We start from the raw sequence: 15,841 nt of genomic DNA, 5'->3' as shown, positions 1-15,841 counted from the left end.
TGACAAATTTATTCTGACGCAGGTTAGGCGCCTAAGTACGGGCGCTGATTTTCACGCTGCGCCACGTAGTCAATCCGCGCCTGCGTCGTGCTCTCGAGGTCCGATACTTCGGCCACCGGAACGTCCCACCAGCTCTCCGTATCGGGTGAAAACAGCAGGGGATCGCTGTTGATGTGAATCAGGGTGGCCGTGCTGGACGCTTTCGCCGTGGCCACGGCCGCAGCCAGGTCGGCGATGACGTTCACCCCGGGCTCCACCCTGATCACGGCTATCCCCAGACTTGCCGCGTTGGCTGCAAGGTCGATCGGCAGCGTCGCATCCGTTTCAAAGTTATTGTGAGCCTTGTCTTGAAAACGATACTGCGTGCCATACCGCTGTGAGCCCACCGTGTCGCTCAGATGCCCGATGGAGGCGTAGCCGTGATTTTGCACCAGCACGATGATGAATTTGAGCCCCTCAGCCACGGCCGACACGATCTCCGTGTGCATCATGAGATAGGAGCCGTCGCCGACCATGACGATCGAGTCGCGGTCGGGGGCAGCCCGGCGCACGCCGATGCCTCCGGCAATCTCGTAGCCCATGCAGGAGAAGCCATATTCAACGTGGTAACCCAGTTCGTCGCGCACCCGCCAGAGCTTGTGCAGGTCTCCGGGCAGTGAACCGGCGGCGCAGACGACCACGTCGCGCGGGTCAGAGGCCTGCTGCACGGCACCGATAATCTCCGACTGGGCTGGCAACGGCCGACCGCTCGGGGCGATGGCCGCGTCGACAACCGCGTTCCACTCCGCCTTCTCCAAACGGATGCGTTCGGCGAATTCAGCATCGACCTGGTACCGCTCAAGACCCTCGGTCAGTTCCAACAGGGCCTCACGGGCATCCGCTACCACCGCGATGGCTGCGCCATGCTTGATCGCGTCGAAGGATGCCACGTTGATGTTGATGAAGCGCACGCCCGGGTGCTGGAACGTGGTGCGACTGCCGGTCGTGAAGTCACTGTATCGAGTGCCGATTCCGATGATCAGGTCAGCGTTCCGGGCGATTCGGTTGGCCGCGGTCGTTCCGGTAGCGCCCACGGCGCCGAGGCTTTGCGGGTGGTCCCACAGCAGCGATCCGACACCGGCCTGCGACGTGCCCACCGGAATGCCGGTCAGTTCAACCAAGGCGGCGAGCTCAGCGGCAGCGTCGGAGTAGATGACGCCGCCGCCCGCGACTATCAGGGGCCGCTTTGCCTCACGGATGGCGCGCACCACCTTGTCGATAACGCCCCGATCCGGCCGGGGGCGACGGATGTGCCACTCACGATCGGCCAGGAACTCCAACGGCACATCGAGCGCTTGCGCCTGGACATCTTCGGGAAGACACAGGGTCACCGCGCCGGTTTCAACCGGGTCCGTGAGCACCCGCATCGCGCCGATGGCAGCAGAGAAGAGCTGTTCGGGGCGCTGCACCCTGTCGAAGAAGCGCGACAGCGGCTTGAAGGCATCGTTCACGCTGATGCTGGCGTCGTTGGGCAGTTCCAACTGCTGCAGCACCGGGTCGGCCACCCGGGTGGCGAAGGTGTCAGAGGGAAGCAGGAGCACGGGCAGGCGGTTGATTGTGGCGAGGGCGGCACCGGTGAGCATGTTGGTGGCACCGGGCCCGACCGAGGCGGTGCAGGCAAAGGTCGACCGACGCCGCCGCATCCGTGCGAAAGCCACCGATTCGTGCACCATTCCCTGCTCGTTGCGCGCCTGGTGATACGGCATGAGCGTCGGGTCCTCAAGCGAGAGCTGCTTGAGAGCCTGACCGATGCCGGCGACGTTTCCGTGACCGAAGATGCCGAAGGTGCCCGCGATGGTGCGCTCGCGCACGGCGCCGTCGACCGTGAACTGGTGGGCGAGGAACTCGATGAGGGCCTGGCTGACTGTCATGCGACGAGTAGTCACTACGTTGTGTCCTTTCGGGGAAAAGTTATGCCGTGTAGGGAAGCCGGGAATCGAACGCCTGGCCGACCCAGGTATCGCGAATCCAACCGTGCGCCGGATCGTCGCTGATGCGCCATGAGCGGTCGGGATCCGGCCCGGCCATCACGTTGAGGTAGTAGAGGTCGTAGCCGGGAGCCGCAACGCAGGGGCCATGCCAGCCGAAGGGCACGAGGGCCACGTCGCCCGTGTGCACCTCCGCCATGATGTCGATGTCGCCGGCCTCGGATGAATACGTGCGCATGAGGCCGAACGGGTTCGCCGTCTCCGGCGCGCTCTGGCCGCGGGTGACGGCGCTCTCGAAGTAGTAGATCTCCTCAAGCTGCGACTCGACGCCGGCTGTATATTCGTCGTGCTTGTGCGGCGGGTAACTCGACCAGTTCTCGGCCGGGGTGATCACCTCGCACACGATCAACCGGTCGGCCGCGAGGCTGGCCGGCGTGCCGAAGTTGTGCACCTGCCGGCTCGACCGGCCGGCTCCGCGCAACTCGATCGGCACATCCGCTTGCGGAATATAGGCCACCGGCAGTTCCCGGTCGGTCGGCGCTTCGGCCACGGCCACCCGGCCGGCGCCGTCGATCGAAACGACGGCACCGGTGGGTAGGTAAAGGGTGTCGGTGGGGCCGTGAAAAACGGATGCCCGACCCGCGAGCGCCTGCACGCGCTCCTCGGTCTCCCCCGCGAGGGTGTACCGCACCGTGAACGACCCGGCGAGGGGCACCACGATGCGTTCGACCGCCTCGGCGTTCAGCGAGACGGTGTCGCCCGCTGCCAGGGCTGCGACGCGAATGCCGGTGTAGCGCCATCCGCTAATGGTTCGGTCGACGACCGACTCCCAACCGTCACGCTCCAGGGACCCCTGGGCATAGAACCAGTCAGCGGACGGCGTTGTCATGGCGTGGCCTAGGCGTTCTGCGGGAAGCCGAGGTTAATGCCGCCGTGGCTCGGGTCGAGCCAGCGGCTGGTGATAGCTTTGCCGCGGGTGAAGAAGTGCACGCCCTCGACGCCGTGGGCCTTGGTGTCGCCGAAGAGCGAGTTCTTCCAGCCGCCGAAGGAAAAGTACGACACGGGCACGGGAATGGGAACGTTGATGCCGATCATACCCACCTCGATCTCGTTCTGAAAACGCCGGGCGGCGCCGCCGTCATTGGTGAAGATGGCGGTTCCGTTGCCGAATGCCCCGGAGTTGATCAGGTCAACGCCCTCGTCGTAGCTTGCCACGCGCACCACCGGCAGTACCGGTCCGAAGATCTCCTCCGTGTAGGCCTTGGAGGTCACCGGCAGGGCGTCAATCAGGGTCGGGCCGAGCCAGAATCCGTTCGGGTCTCCGTCAACTTCGATGCCGCGGCCGTCGACGACGATGGCGGCGCCGTCCTGCGCGGCGATCTCGATGTAGCTCGCAACCTTGTCGCGGTGCACCTCGGTGACCAGCGGTCCCATGTCGCAGGATCTGCGGCCATCGCCCACGGTGAGGGTCTTCATCCGGCTGACGATCTTCTCGATCAGGGCGTCGGCGACGGGTTCGACCGCGACGACCACGCTGATGGCCATGCAGCGCTCCCCCGCGCTGCCGAAGCCCGCGTTGATGGCGGAGTCGGCGACCAGGTCGAGGTCAGCGTCGGGCAGCACGAGCATGTGGTTCTTGGCGCCGCCGAGGGCCTGCACGCGCTTGCCGTTGCGGGTGCCGGTTTCGTAGACGTACTGGGCGATGGGGGTGGAGCCCACGAAGGAGATGGGCTTCACGTCGGGGTGCTCGAGCAGGCCGTCGACGGATTCCTTGTCGCCCTGCAGCACGGTGAATACGCCGTCGGGAAGGCCGGCTTCCTTGAGCAGCTTCGCCATCCAGATGGCAGCGCTCGGGTCTTTCTCACTCGGCTTCAGGATGACGGAGTTGCCGGCCGCGAGGGCCAGCGGGAAGAACCACATCGGCACCATGGCCGGAAAGTTGAACGGGCTGATCACGGCAACGACGCCGAGCGCCTGGCGGGTCGAATAGACATCCACGCCGGTGGACACGTTTTCGGAGTAGTCACCCTTGAGCAGGTGCGGAATGCCGGTGGCGAATTCCACGACCTCCTGGCCGCGGGAGATCTCGCCGAGGGCATCGGAGAGAACCTTGCCGTGTTCACTCGTGATGATCTCGGCCATCTCGCCCTTTCGGGCGTTCAGCAGCTCCCGAAAGCTGAACAGGATCTGCTGGCGCTTGGCGATCGACAGGTCGCGCCAGGCCGGGAAGGCTGCCTTGGCGCTCGCAATGGCAGCCGCGATCTCGGCCTGGTTGGCCAGCGGCACGTTCTTGCTGACAGTGCCGAGCGCGGGGTCGTAGACCGGCGCGGTTCGGCCGGACATTCCCGCCTGCTCTTTTCCGTCAATCCAGTGCGCGACGAGGGCCAGATCCGTGGTGTTTGCGGGCATGGTGATCTTCTTTCTACTTCGAGTGGATGAAAGTTTCAGGCGCCGTGCACGAGGGCAGCGGCGGTGTCGATGGCTGACTCGACATTGCCGTCGTGCGGGTACAGCAGGCTGCGGCCGACGACGAGTCCGCGCACTCCGGGAAGCTCGAGGGCGTGACGCCAGGATTCGAACGTTTCGGTCTGATCGCCAACCGGGTCACCACCCAGCAGCAGGGTCGGCAGGGTGGTCGCGGCCATGACGCGGTCCATATCGGGCACGACGGGGAGCTTGAGCCAGGAATAGGCGCTGGAGTTTCCGAGACCTTCCGCGATCGCGATCGAGAGGATCACGGCATCCGTTGTGAGATCGTTTTTGACCCGACCGTTGACCCAGCTGCTCATGAACGGTTCCAGCATGATCGGCAGACCGGCCGCGGCGGCCTCGCTCACGGCCAGCGCTGTCGCCTCGAGGGTGGCCAGCGATCCGGCGTCTTCGAGGTTGATGCGCACGAGGTTCTTGGCGAAGTCCAGTCGGTCGCGCTTGATGCGGTCGACGTCGTAAGCCGTGTAGCGGTCATCCATCTCGAACGAGGAACCCCAGAGCCCGCCGCGGTTCATCGACCCCACGACGATCTTGTCGTCGAGCAGTCCGAGCAGGGCGAGGTCGTCGATGATGTCGGGGGTACCCAGCACGCCGTCCACGCCGGGGCGACAGAGTGCGGCGGCCAGGCTTTCGAGCAGGTCGTAGCGGTTGGCCATGGCGGTGGCGTCGTTGCGCACGCCGAGGGCGCCGCGAGCGCGGTGGTCGGCGGCGACGATGAACAGTCGACCGTCATCGCGAATCAGCTCCCGCCGGGTACGGCTGGCGAGGATCTCGCCGATCCGCTCGGGGTGTTGCGCGCGGGCATCGCGCAGCGCATCGAAGTCCAGCGTGGTCATGCGCTCACACCGGCCAGAATCTGCTCGACCTCGCTCGTGGTGGGCATGGCCGTCGAGCATTCACGGCGGCCGGCCACAATGGCGCCGGCCACGTTGGCGAATTGCAGAATACGGCGCAGCGGCCAGTCCTGCAGCAGTCCGTAGCAGAGTGCCCCGCCGAAGCTGTCGCCGGCGCCGAGCCCGTCCACGACATCGACGAAGTATGGGGGCACCTCGACGGTATCGGTGCGGGTCTTCGCGAGCACGCCCTTGGGGCCTTGCTTTACGATGGCCAGTTCCACGCCGCGTTCCAGCAGGGCATCGGCGGCACGTGAAGGCTCGGTCTCGCCGACGGCGATCTCGCACTCCTCCTTGTTGCCGACGGCGACGGTCACCTGGTCGAGGGCAAGTGCCACCTGGGCGCTCGCCTCGTCGGGCGAGGCCCAGAACATGGGGCGGTAGTCGAGGTCGAGAATCGTCAGCGGGCTGCGGCCGCGGGCGCGCCAGGCCGCGAAGTGTGCGGATCGGCTGGGCTCGTCGCTCAGACCGGTCACGGTCGCCCAGTAGATGCGCGCGTTCGCAATGGCCTCGAGGTCGAGTTCGTCGCCGTTGATGACGAGGTCGGGGGCTTTGGGAGCCCGATAGAAGTAGAGCGGAAAGTCGTCGGGCGGAAAGATCTCGCAGAACACGACGGGCGTGTTGAGGTCTGGGACCCCCGAGACGAATTCGTCGCTGACACCGAGGCGCACCAGTTCCTGGTGCACGTAGTTGCCGAAAGGGTCGTTGCCCGTGCGGGTGATCACGGCCGAGTTCAGACCGTGGCGCGCAGCGGCGACCGCAACGTTGGTGGCGCTGCCACCGAGGTACTTGCCGAAGGTCGAGACATCTTCGAGGCCGACGCCATCTTGCAGCGGATAGATGTCTACGCTGACGCGACCAATGGTCAGCACATCGTGCGGGGTTCGCGGTGTTGTCGTCATACTCCGATGAGCAACTTTCTGAGCTAGGAGTGGTCGGCCTGTCGCCGTTCCTCCACAGTAGCGCCCATTACGTTTAATGTCATGACATATTCACAATAAGTTTTTTCAGAGCCAGCGCGGAGCCGCCGGAACCGGTGACTCACCGCAGGAAATGCCCCGGGTCGTTCGCCCGGTCGCCCAGCCAGTGAGGTCGGCGAGGCTCCCGGAGACAACGCTCGCAGCATCGTCATCGCCAATGGTTGTCGCGTATGGTGCAGCAACGACTAAACGGATGCTGCTCGCCGGCCAGGACCCGGCCACGTCACCCAACGTGCGCCGCAGCATCCGCTCGGGAAGGGCATCGAACCCCGCGCCGACGTTGAGGTCGACGCCGTGCACCCAGAGTTCGCGGGTGCGCATCCAGAGCGTAGCGGATGCCGGCACCACGCGACCCTGCCCGCCGCGCACCTTGGCCGACCAGCTCGCCGCGGGCAGGGCCAGCCAGGCGCTCGTGAGGGTTGCGGCTTCGCTGTGGAACAGCGCGCGCAGCGAATTCGGGGCCAGAAGCGCGGTCTCCGCAATATCGCGGTCGCGCACCTCACGCGACTCGTACATCGGGTTCTCGACACCGGTCGCCGCCCAGTTTACGAGGCGGCCGACGGCGAGAGCATTCTGGGCCAGGTGCGCCACGACGTGGCGCCGGGTCCAGCCGGGGAGCAGCGACTCGCCGTCGAGATCGACATCGGAGAGGGTGTCGAGAAAGTCGGCCACAACGTGGTGGCTGCCCGCGCATCGTCCAGCTCGGTATCGATCGACATGGTCGCGTCATTGCTCATGACGACAACGCTACGGCACCCCGCGGGCACGAACTGCATGCACGAAAAAGCCCCCGGAACCAAGGGTTCCGGGGGCATCTGTTGCGGGGGCAGGATTTGAACCTACGACCTCTGGGTTATGAGCCCAGCGAGCTACCGAACTGCTCCACCCCGCGCCGCTGACCGTTTCTATGCGGTCATTCTTCGAAAAAAGCCTAGTCAGATCGGGTTTCCTCGATCCAGCTGTTTGCGTTGGTGATTTTAGTTTAGCTCACTCTTCGGTACACCTCGACCCAGCTCGATCCCGTTTGGGACGCTATCGCGCCGAGTTTTCGCCGACCTTTCAAGTCTCGCTAGAGGAACGATCTTCGCCCGCGATTGTCACGCAACTGGAGGGGGAAGGGTCCACTCTTGGCCGGAGCGATTGCAGCGACACTTTGCCTTGCCTCGCTCTCGGCAAGACGTCGATCGCGATTTTACGCGAACATCGCAATCCTCAAGGTCGTCACGCGCCCAAAGAAGGACCCGCAGTACAAGCTCGTCCGGCCCAAACGGGGTATACAGCGCGCCTTACGTGCACTGCTAGCCTGTCGTTCGTTGGGAATGGCAATCGTGGGGATGCGACATGACGCGGCCGGGGGGCTCTATCGCCTCGTCGACGCCGCCTATCAAAAGCGATCCATCGCCGTCTCGTCAAATTTGCACCCTTCCGGGTTCGACGAGCTCATGCCCAAGACCCTCGCGACAGCGACCGTCGGCCGGCTACTCCACCACGCTCACGCCTGTCAGACGTCGGGCGAATCGATCCGCCTCACTCAGGCCCTCGCCGGGCAGGGCGTGACGCCAATGAACTAACACTCGCCCCGCGCATGGCCAACGCCGCCGATCTCTGCTGGGCAGATCTGTTGGCCACCAGCGGGCATTTCCAGTGGCCACCAGTGGGCATGGCCCTTGACAGCCGGCATCCGCTGTGTCTCAGCCTTGGCTCCGCGCCCGTCTCTAGGCATCATGGAACGTGCCGATATTCGCAAGAAGTCGGGATGGGTCGCCGATACCGTTGTCCACTTCGCGCTGCACAAGCGCGTTCACCGTTCGCATCCCAGCAACTTGTGCTTCTGCTTCTGCTTCTGCTTCTGCTTCTGCTGGCAGATGTTCACGCCGACTCATATCGGGCCAACGCAACCAACACCCGCCCAACGATCGCGCGTCCTGAAACACACGTATCACGCTGCGCATTTTCGTTCATCAGTAAGGTGAAGTTATGACTGAAAATGGCGCCCCTGGATGGATCGAAACCATAGCCAAGGCGGTCGTGACTTCCGTCCCCTTTGTCGGGGGGCCTCTGGAGGTGATCATCAGCGATATCCGGGCACGTCGCGCCGCGAAAGCAGCGGAATTCCTAGAGCGGATCTCGCGCTCCCAAAACGAGCGTGACTTCTTGGAACGGCTCAAGACTGACGCGAGGCTTGAGTGCATCTTCGTAGAGGCCGTTGAGACCGCGATCAAAACGAGTTTGGATTCCAAGCGACGCGTTTTGGCGAATGCCGTCAGCGATGCGTCGTTAAATCCGGATCGGATCGACGCAAGTGAGCTGATCGTAGATACTTTGTCTGAGCTCGACGTACGACATGTGAGAGCTCTCTCACTCCTCTCCGATGAATGGGATACGCTCACGCTTTCGCCGACACATTTGCCTGGAGCCGGCACGAGCGCTATCTGGCAAGAGTTGCCCGCACCTACCAGAGCCGCACTGGTCCGAACCGGAACCGGCAAAGCGACACCGAGCACCATAGTCATTTCTAGCGATCCCCGCCGTTCCGACGGGATCACTGATTTTGGCCTGGAACTCGTCGTTCTGCTGCGGGCTGAGGGTTGGCGGCCGTAGGCAAGGCTGTCGCGCACAGAAGAGTAGTTACTCCTGCCGTCGGTGAATCCAGCAATCATCACCTGCAGTCGGACAAAATCGGAGCGACGTATCAATCCACAGCGCAACGATGCGGTCAGTTGTCAGGGCAAAGAGTCGCGGGGCGCCAGGGCGCGGCAGCGGACGGTGCGCGGCAGCGGAACCGACCAAGATTTTCGATCAGCGTTTGTCGTCGCTCTGCACCGGTACGAGCGCTTTAATGAGCAGATGGATGTTTTCATTAAGGGGCTAGGGATTTGAACCCGGGACCGACGGTTTGCGCCCGGATGCTGATTGAGCCCTTTGGGCAGCTGTCAAAACCTCGAATAATCTGGACCTGACTAGGAGTTCTTCGGTTTAGGCGCCTCCGTTCTCTCGAAATTTCTCGACCCATTTCGGCCCGTTTCGAAGCAATAAACGTTGAATAAACGTGCGTGCGTCAAATCTCCCGACGAACGACCACCGCGACCCGCCGCCGTGCCGAGTTTGATCATGGCCAAAATTCTAAAATATGGCACGAATGTCGTCAAGAGTGCAGCGCACCCAACAACAGCCTAAGGCGGAGGTGCCGCTGGCTGATTCCACCCGTCGGACGTCCATTCAGAAGATTTCTTGTGAACCGTGCAATGAAGACCAAATGTTCAAGCCCACCGCACCCGGCGTCGAGGCGCAAGGCCCCGGATGGGTTCCGGGGGCTGCTTCAGCCCGTCGGCCAGCACCGTCTCACTGGCTATCGCTACACACTGCGATTCGGAAGCACACGCCCACCTCGGTAGATCAGTGGCGGCTTTGTAGACACGCATATCAGTGGAAAATCAAGGGCAGTGCAACGTCAATTATCAAGTAGAGAATGAGGGAACCACCTCCGAGGATTGCCAATGCGAAACCCGTGTAGACAAGCCCCATGCGGTAGCGCATATATCCCGCGAGAGCGCCTGCCCTTGCATCGACCACGATGATATGCCGCTTGACCGGATCGGCAACCGTCACGGAGGAAGACCAGCCAGTGCCGTTCTCATCGTTCTTGGATTTGACCAGACTTGGAGCGAGAAGAATTATGGAAGCAAGGACGGATGACCCGGAAGCGACGATCAGCCACCAAGCGCTGCTTGACAAGTCTGGCTGAAGAGCGAGAACTGCCGCCGAGGCCGCCGAGACAAGTCCAGCGACCACCAGAATGTTGCCAATCGCACTGTCATACTGTGAGCTCCGTCGTTCAAGGTAGCCTTCCTGCCACAGTGCGAGCTCCAAACGAGCAGACTGCAATCCGGAATTCTCTTCTTCGGAACTGGAGATTTGGGCTCCTTCGATGAGAGCCGTCGCGGATTCTGCTGGCGAGATTGGCCCTGAGCCCTTAACCTTCTGAGCAATCCAGGCCATGCAACGAAGGCGGATCCTCTCGCCGCGACGAATCGGCCGCTCATGTGACGTCACGACACCGGCCTGGCGAGGTTTCCCAGAGCTCTCGGGCACAGTTCGAATTCGTGACCTATTTGCAGAATCGTTCACGTAATGTCCCCAATTACTTTCAAATCCGTTGCACTAGTCGATACCTTCGGCGGTAGGGCCAGTCAATATCCTGACCTACCGGCTCATTCTACGAGCCCCCCATGCCTGCACCATCCTCACGAGTAAGCCCTCGCGCTCATGATTCCATGCGGGGACGCAACGGCGTCTTCCTTGACTGCATGTCACGGGGCATGAGGAGCTGGGCGCTTTCTCGCCATCGTCGCAACACATAATCAAATGTGAGCCATTCCCCCGAGCCTATCGAAGTGCGATTGGGTTGACGTCCCGGGATCGATAGGCGACACCGCGGCGCATGACCTCGGCTTCCTGTTCGAGCAGCCGGATTTGTTTCTTCGCATCGCGGAGCTCGGCGGATTCCTTTTCGGTCATGCCGGCCTTGACGCATTCTTCGACGTCGGCTTTCTATAACCAGTTTGCCAGGCAGGACTCGGAGATGCCGAAGTGAACTCTCCCGTGTTTCATTCCGCTTCTTTTCCTGTGAATGCACGTGCAAAGCCCACAGTACTTACCCGAACGACCGTCGGTGAATCCGATCGTCGACCGGCGCCTTTGCCTTGTGGGACGACGTTGCAACGTAAAGCTTAGCGATGCGGGCAGCCTCCCGAGCGTCGTCGGCCGTGAGCATATCCGAGGCACACGCTGGACGACGTTCTGCAAGGCGAGCCGCACGATTAGCGACTCAATGGGCGCACGGGTCAATCCGCGGTTCGCCCTCGCTCTATTCTCAAATTCTGCGTCGGAGTGATACCGCTCTCGATTGCGGCCCACATCGGTCACGACCATCTTCATGAAATTCTCAAACTGCCGCCGTTGCTCCTCACGCCCGACCGCGGCCTTCGTGCTCCGCACGGCCGCCGCGACGTCGCGGCTGGTCAGCAGGTCGACCCGGCGCATCCGCTCTGCGACGATCTCGACGGCTCGCGCATACACGACGTCATCCACCGCCACCGGCGGGAGACCGACGCGATCCCGTGACGACACATAGGCCTCGGCGAACTCACGCATGCGGGCACCGTTCTTGAGCATGTGCTCGGTCAGCGATTCGACGAACACCGTGAACTGCCGCAGATGCTCGGGCCGCGACGGGTCGTTGAAATACGCGTCGGCCTCGCGCTCATTGGCCCGACGCTCAGCCGCAGTCGTCGCGTGCAAAAGTTTCGGCGGGAGCCCGGCCCGACTCAGGCTGCGCTTGACACGTCTGGCGGCAGCGTTGGCCTCCAACTCAGACTGGTAGACTCCCGGGTCCCTGCGCCGGTTGCGCTGCAGCTCTGCCCGGCGCTCCTTGTTGCGCTCGGCCCACTGCCGTGTGATCTGCTTCGTGCGCTCGGGGTCCGCATCCCGCCTGGCCGCAGCCCGGGCGGTGGAATCCGCGTGAATGCCTGATATGCCGGTGTCCTCTTGCTCCCGCACGTACGCATGGCGGATCACTATTACTTCTACCGGGAACGACGGGTGTCTCCCTCGGTTTGAGCCTTTCGCCCTGTCTCCTTTATGCGGCGAGCACGAGACGAGGCGGATTGTCCTTGGCCGAGAAAACTGTCTCCCTTCATAGGGCTGTGAATCCGCGCCCGAGTGTCGTGCGGAGGACGTTTGGGACGGGCTTACGCCCCGTATTTAATGAAGACCCTGACGTAGCCGGGTTGTTTGTCCGGCATACATTTGCCGACCAGTCCGACACTTTGCAGGCGCTGCAGCAACGCCTTGTGCGCATCGTCATCGGGCAGGGTCGCCTGACGTTGGCGGCCAGGCACGCGGGCGTACTCATTGCCGAGCTTCTGGAGAACAGTCAGCAACTCGGCGGCCGGCAGATCATCGAGGTGGTCGACCATCAGCTTCACGATCGGGCGCGGCGGGACATGATGCAGCAGCATCAGTTCGATGTCGGACCCAGCCACGGCGACTCTGTTCGCGAAAGCGAATTGAGCAAAACCGACCATAATCTCGGTGGTAAGCCTGTCGGAATAATGCCCGAGCTGTCGCAGCACCGCCTCCCGCGCTTCCGCCGACACCGTCAGGTCGGTTGCGATCTCTCGTAGCTCCTCGTCGGTCAGCGCGATGTTGGCGACGTACGTGGGGAACTGTATGGATGCGTTGACGACCGCTCGTCGGGCTTCCCACGGTTCGGCCCGTAGGGCGACAAAAGCGTTCTCATCATCGATCAGTAGTTCAGCCTCTATCAGCGCGCCGAATAGTTCACCGGGCTGCGGACTGATTTCCGCCGTCGCGAGCGGAAGATCAGCCACGAGATCCTCGATGAGTCTGATTTTGGTTCCATCCGTGAGGAAGGCGCTCTCGATGATGTCTCGGGTGACCCCACGTGCCATATTGGCGTCCTCGATCTCGCCAACGTTTACGATCTTTGCCTGAGTCTCCAAGAATCGGCCCAGTTCGGAGTCAACTCCTTGAGTCCCTGATTCGATGATGTACTGGTGAATGTTGTTGAGAGTAGGAGCCACCCGACCAGCCCTGGCGAGGGCAGGCCAAACCGCAACATTCACTTGAAGCAGGTCGCGGGTCACCGCATCCGGGACTGCCCGCATAGCGAAGTCCGTGACGGTCCCCAGATCGGCTCCGGCGAGATCGGAAACCACGCTGTCGAACGCTTCTGCCGCGCCCACCGTTGGGTGGTCGACATCGAGAGCCTGTAGATAGGTCCGCAGGTGAATGATGAGGTACTCATAGGTCGGCTGCGGGACAGAGTCGCGCAACCGATCGAGAGATGCAGAACCGCCTGACGCGAGCGCGAGGAGGTTGTTCCAGTTGATGTCGAATGCATTGCGAGCGATGAGCTCCCCCCTTAGCGGGGGTGAGACGGGTTGAAGATCGGGGATTTTCAAGCCTAGCTTCGACGCCACAGAGCCGAGTTGTGTCGCGCTTGACCGCACCGCAGTGGTGGTGAAGGCAGTTAGTTCCGCGACGGAGCCTTCGATCCGCTGCGCAGCCGCCCGGTCAATCGTGTAGAAGCCGACCTGATCGCGCGCACCGGACAGCGCCGCCGACAATAGCCGATTGGTATCCGCTTCGCTGATGCCGTCGAAGCTGTTGAGGAACTGAAAGATGTCTGTCCACGTGCCCGCGAGTCTGGATATGAGCAGGTCGGGCGCCGCGCCGTATTTCAGGTACTGGTCTAGGAACTCGACCTCAACATCTGAGGGCTTGCTGAGACGTTGTAACGCACGGTCGAGCGAATGTGGCCGAACTCGGAGTAGGTGATCGAAAATCTCGACGTTGTAGATTGCTTGCTCGTTGAGGAGGTCGTGGCCGGCAGCAATCTCCAGCTGGTCGATGTCGGTTGGGTTGTCGAAGGCGTAGATGTAATCGTGGCTTCTCGGCTGGACGACCTTGATGATGTATGTCATGGCATTGGCGCTGACGTTGCGGCCGTAGTATCTCGCCGCGTAAAGCCCGAAGTTGCGGTCGATGAAGCCGAACCGGACAAGCTCCGTGGCGAGAGGTGAGCCGAGGACGGCGATCACGGCGTTCGCGAACAGCGGGGTTTCTATCTTCTCCGCCATCGAATCGTTCAGGTCATTCCCGGTCTTTGGATCGGTGACTAGGTCAGTGTCCGCGAGAAGCTCTGCCAGAGTCGCGCGGCGGAGGGTGCTCTTGCGGTCAGTTAAAAGTTCAATCTCACTAGTGAGACGATCGGTCTCGCCCGCAATCCACCCAGAGATGCTAATTTTCGTTCCGAGAAGGCTCTCCAAGTCGGTTCGGGCTCGGCGGAAGCGGCGCCCCTGAGTGGTCGAGGTGAGGAGCAGCGTCTCTGCCGCGCCGACGCTGCGCCAGAATTGCGCAGTCGTCCACTCTTCCGGGGAGAAAACCGTTCCGTCGACCTCGATGGAATTGATGTGGCTGTTGTCAAAGTCGAAGAACTCCATCAACCTCGTCGCAAGGTCCTTGCTGCGTTCGCTTGCCAGTTCGAGCTGGTTCTGTTCTCGGTAGCGTTTCGCGATCTCATCGTCAATGTGGCCAAGGTTTCGTTCGACCGTCTCTCGCATCAGCCTGTAAACCTTGTCCAGATTGCTCGTGCCAGACGTAATCTTCTCAAAGTCACCGAGGTGGTGATTCTTGTAGACGATCATGGCGAAGAGAGAGTCAGCTCTTAGGTTCTTGATTCCGTCAAGCCGAAAAACCATCTGGCTGAAGATGTCGTACTCATTGCCGATGTTCTTGATCAGCCGCATGTCCGTGACGTGCTTGGCCACGAGTCGCACGACAGCACTCCCGACTGCAGGCAAGGAGCGCTCCATCTGGGGCTCGATCAAGTCGAGTGCTGTGCGGTGAGAAATAAATGGGACGATCGGAATGACTAGTTCGAAGAACTTGGTTCTGCTGGTACCCGGCTCGACGCTCCGCGCCGGCTCTTCCTCGGTCACGATCTGTTCGAACATGCTGTCCTTGATTGCGTAGACGAAACGAATGGGCGGGGTTTTGGGGCCACCGGCAGTATTCAGGATTGTGTTCAATTCACGCAGAGTGTCGAAAATGTGAGCGTTGTCGAATCGATCGAGATCTTCCAAGATCACGATGTTTTTGCGTGTGCGTCGGAAGTAGAAGACGATGTCATCGAGGAACTCGTCGAAGTAGTAGGCCGACTTGTCAGTGAGGGTCATCGAGGCCGGTCCTGCACTGAGTTTTTCCAGGTGGAACCGGCCGTGCGTCCAGGATTGAGCCATGTAGAGGATGACGCCCAGCAAGACAATCCCCGTCACCCAGACGATAGGACGTAGCTCATCCCAACCGTTGGGGAGTAATTGCTCGAATCGTTGGTCTCCCCCGGCGAAGAAGGCCAGAAAGCCGCCAGAGAGCGCTCCGACTAACGCCCAAACTATCGCGTCCAAGGGGTTGAACGCTGTGGCCCGGTGATAGCGGGATCCCCTCATCTTTTCCGGGGTTTGGCTGTACAGGAGTTGCTTGACTATCTCCTTTTGGATGAACTTCGTTACTTTGGGTGAGGACGCTTCGGCTTTCTCGCCATCGCCCAAGGTGCTGGGCTCGTTGCCACCAAGGCTGGATAAGGAAATGCTCACGGTTTGATCTGGAAGATCCTCGGCAATTCTGCGGAGAATGCTACTCTTCCCACTGCCGTAGGGCCCTGTCACTGCGATGTTTCTTGGAGCTGCACCGTCGGTCTTGGAGAGGGCACTGAGCAACGCGGTCCGGTAAACCCCGTGCTGATCTTCCTTGTACTGGGGAGTCAACCACCGCAGCTTCAGATCTTTGGCTATTGGTTCAATGGGGAACACGTTCGGCGACATGTTCGAATGTTAGGGGACGCGTTTGCTGGGTCGATGCAACGTCCCCCTCAGTGGGGCCATGGACGAGTCGGATCAAACGCCGCATTGCTCGCCGGCCCGTTTAG

Annotated in this window: 12 protein-coding genes and 1 tRNA gene; 2 read left to right on the top strand and 11 right to left on the bottom strand. The window is 61.9% G+C overall.

Translation table 11 applies throughout. The annotated features are described in order from the left end of the window. Positions 1-23: 23 nt before the first annotated feature. The 7 genes from iolD to QMF22_RS13515 all read right to left on the bottom strand — a co-directional run bounded on the left by iolD (position 24) and on the right by QMF22_RS13515 (position 7,222). Complete coding sequence (iolD, locus tag QMF22_RS13545) at positions 24-1,910, bottom strand: 3D-(3,5/4)-trihydroxycyclohexane-1,2-dione acylhydrolase (decyclizing) (protein WP_283454469.1); 1,887 nt, start codon at positions 1,908-1,910, stop codon at positions 24-26. 40 nt (positions 1,911-1,950) lie between these two features. Beyond that, positions 1,951-2,856, bottom strand: a complete 906-nt coding sequence (gene iolB / locus QMF22_RS13540; RefSeq protein WP_283454467.1) for a 5-deoxy-glucuronate isomerase — start codon at positions 2,854-2,856, stop codon at positions 1,951-1,953. 8 nt (positions 2,857-2,864) lie between these two features. Next, a complete protein-coding gene (locus tag QMF22_RS13535; protein WP_283454465.1) occupies positions 2,865-4,376 on the bottom strand; it encodes a CoA-acylating methylmalonate-semialdehyde dehydrogenase in 1,512 nt (503 codons plus the stop codon). Positions 4,377-4,411: 35 nt separating this feature from the next. Continuing rightward, positions 4,412-5,293: a class I fructose-bisphosphate aldolase gene (locus QMF22_RS13530; protein WP_283454462.1), complete on the bottom strand. Its 882-nt coding sequence runs from the start codon at positions 5,291-5,293 to the stop codon at positions 4,412-4,414. Then, complete coding sequence (iolC, locus tag QMF22_RS13525; RefSeq protein WP_283454460.1) at positions 5,290-6,252, bottom strand: 5-dehydro-2-deoxygluconokinase; 963 nt, start codon at positions 6,250-6,252, stop codon at positions 5,290-5,292. The genes QMF22_RS13530 and iolC overlap by 4 nt, the downstream gene beginning before the upstream one ends. A gap of 105 nt (positions 6,253-6,357) precedes the next feature. Further along, positions 6,358-7,002 carry a maleylpyruvate isomerase family mycothiol-dependent enzyme gene (locus QMF22_RS13520; protein ID WP_283454458.1) on the bottom strand — a complete coding sequence of 215 codons (645 nt, stop codon included), beginning with the start codon at positions 7,000-7,002 and terminating at the stop codon, positions 6,358-6,360. 146 nt (positions 7,003-7,148) lie between these two features. Then, positions 7,149-7,222: transfer RNA gene (locus tag QMF22_RS13515), tRNA-Met, on the bottom strand. A gap of 202 nt (positions 7,223-7,424) precedes the next feature. On the opposite strand from QMF22_RS13515, the gene QMF22_RS13510 reads away from it, so the two are divergent. Beyond that, entirely contained in the window at positions 7,425-7,901 is a 477-nt protein-coding gene (locus QMF22_RS13510; protein WP_349357095.1) for an ATP-binding protein, read from the top strand. Between the two features lie 406 nt (positions 7,902-8,307). Then, on the top strand, positions 8,308-8,931 hold the full coding sequence (locus tag QMF22_RS13505; protein WP_283454455.1) for a hypothetical protein: 624 nt from the start codon (positions 8,308-8,310) through the stop codon (positions 8,929-8,931). A gap of 822 nt (positions 8,932-9,753) precedes the next feature. Here QMF22_RS13505 and QMF22_RS13500 read toward each other — a convergent pair. The 4 genes from QMF22_RS13500 to QMF22_RS13485 all read right to left on the bottom strand — a co-directional run bounded on the left by QMF22_RS13500 (position 9,754) and on the right by QMF22_RS13485 (position 15,737). Continuing rightward, positions 9,754-10,329, bottom strand: a complete 576-nt coding sequence (locus QMF22_RS13500) for a hypothetical protein (protein WP_283454453.1) — start codon at positions 10,327-10,329, stop codon at positions 9,754-9,756. Between the two features lie 387 nt (positions 10,330-10,716). Next, on the bottom strand, positions 10,717-10,848 hold the full coding sequence (locus QMF22_RS13495; protein WP_283454450.1) for a hypothetical protein: 132 nt from the start codon (positions 10,846-10,848) through the stop codon (positions 10,717-10,719). 33 nt (positions 10,849-10,881) lie between these two features. Further along, positions 10,882-11,907 (bottom strand): hypothetical protein, encoded by a 1,026-nt coding sequence (locus QMF22_RS13490; protein ID WP_283454448.1) that lies wholly within the window; start codon positions 11,905-11,907, stop codon positions 10,882-10,884. 173 nt (positions 11,908-12,080) lie between these two features. Next, positions 12,081-15,737, bottom strand: coding sequence for a YobI family P-loop NTPase (locus QMF22_RS13485; protein WP_283454446.1), 3,657 nt, complete (start codon positions 15,735-15,737; stop codon positions 12,081-12,083). Between the last annotated feature and the right edge of the window lie 104 nt (positions 15,738-15,841).

The sequence above is a fragment of the Cryobacterium sp. PH31-L1 genome (assembly GCF_030063145.1).
Classification (GTDB): Bacteria; Actinomycetota; Actinomycetes; order Actinomycetales; family Microbacteriaceae; genus Cryobacterium.
The sequence above is the reverse complement of the archived record's forward strand: the minus strand, read 5'-3'. Positions and strand labels throughout refer to the sequence as shown.

Bases quoted from the DNA above. Each gene is read 5' to 3' on its own strand.
- QMF22_RS13485 (WP_283454446.1), bottom strand. From the start codon at position 15,737: ATGTCGCCGAACGTGTTCCCCATTGAACCAATAGCCAAAGATCTGAAG.
- iolD (WP_283454469.1), bottom strand. From the start codon at position 1,910: ATGACAGTCAGCCAGGCCCTCATCGAGTTCCTCGCCCACCAGTTCACG.
- iolB (WP_283454467.1), bottom strand. From the start codon at position 2,856: ATGACAACGCCGTCCGCTGACTGGTTCTATGCCCAGGGGTCCCTGGAG.
- QMF22_RS13530 (WP_283454462.1), bottom strand. From the start codon at position 5,293: ATGACCACGCTGGACTTCGATGCGCTGCGCGATGCCCGCGCGCAACAC.
- QMF22_RS13495 (WP_283454450.1), bottom strand. From the start codon at position 10,848: ATGACCGAAAAGGAATCCGCCGAGCTCCGCGATGCGAAGAAACAAATC.
- QMF22_RS13535 (WP_283454465.1), bottom strand. From the start codon at position 4,376: ATGCCCGCAAACACCACGGATCTGGCCCTCGTCGCGCACTGGATTGAC.
- iolC (WP_283454460.1), bottom strand. From the start codon at position 6,252: ATGACGACAACACCGCGAACCCCGCACGATGTGCTGACCATTGGTCGC.
- QMF22_RS13505 (WP_283454455.1), top strand. From the start codon at position 8,308: ATGACTGAAAATGGCGCCCCTGGATGGATCGAAACCATAGCCAAGGCG.
- QMF22_RS13500 (WP_283454453.1), bottom strand. From the start codon at position 10,329: ATGGCCTGGATTGCTCAGAAGGTTAAGGGCTCAGGGCCAATCTCGCCA.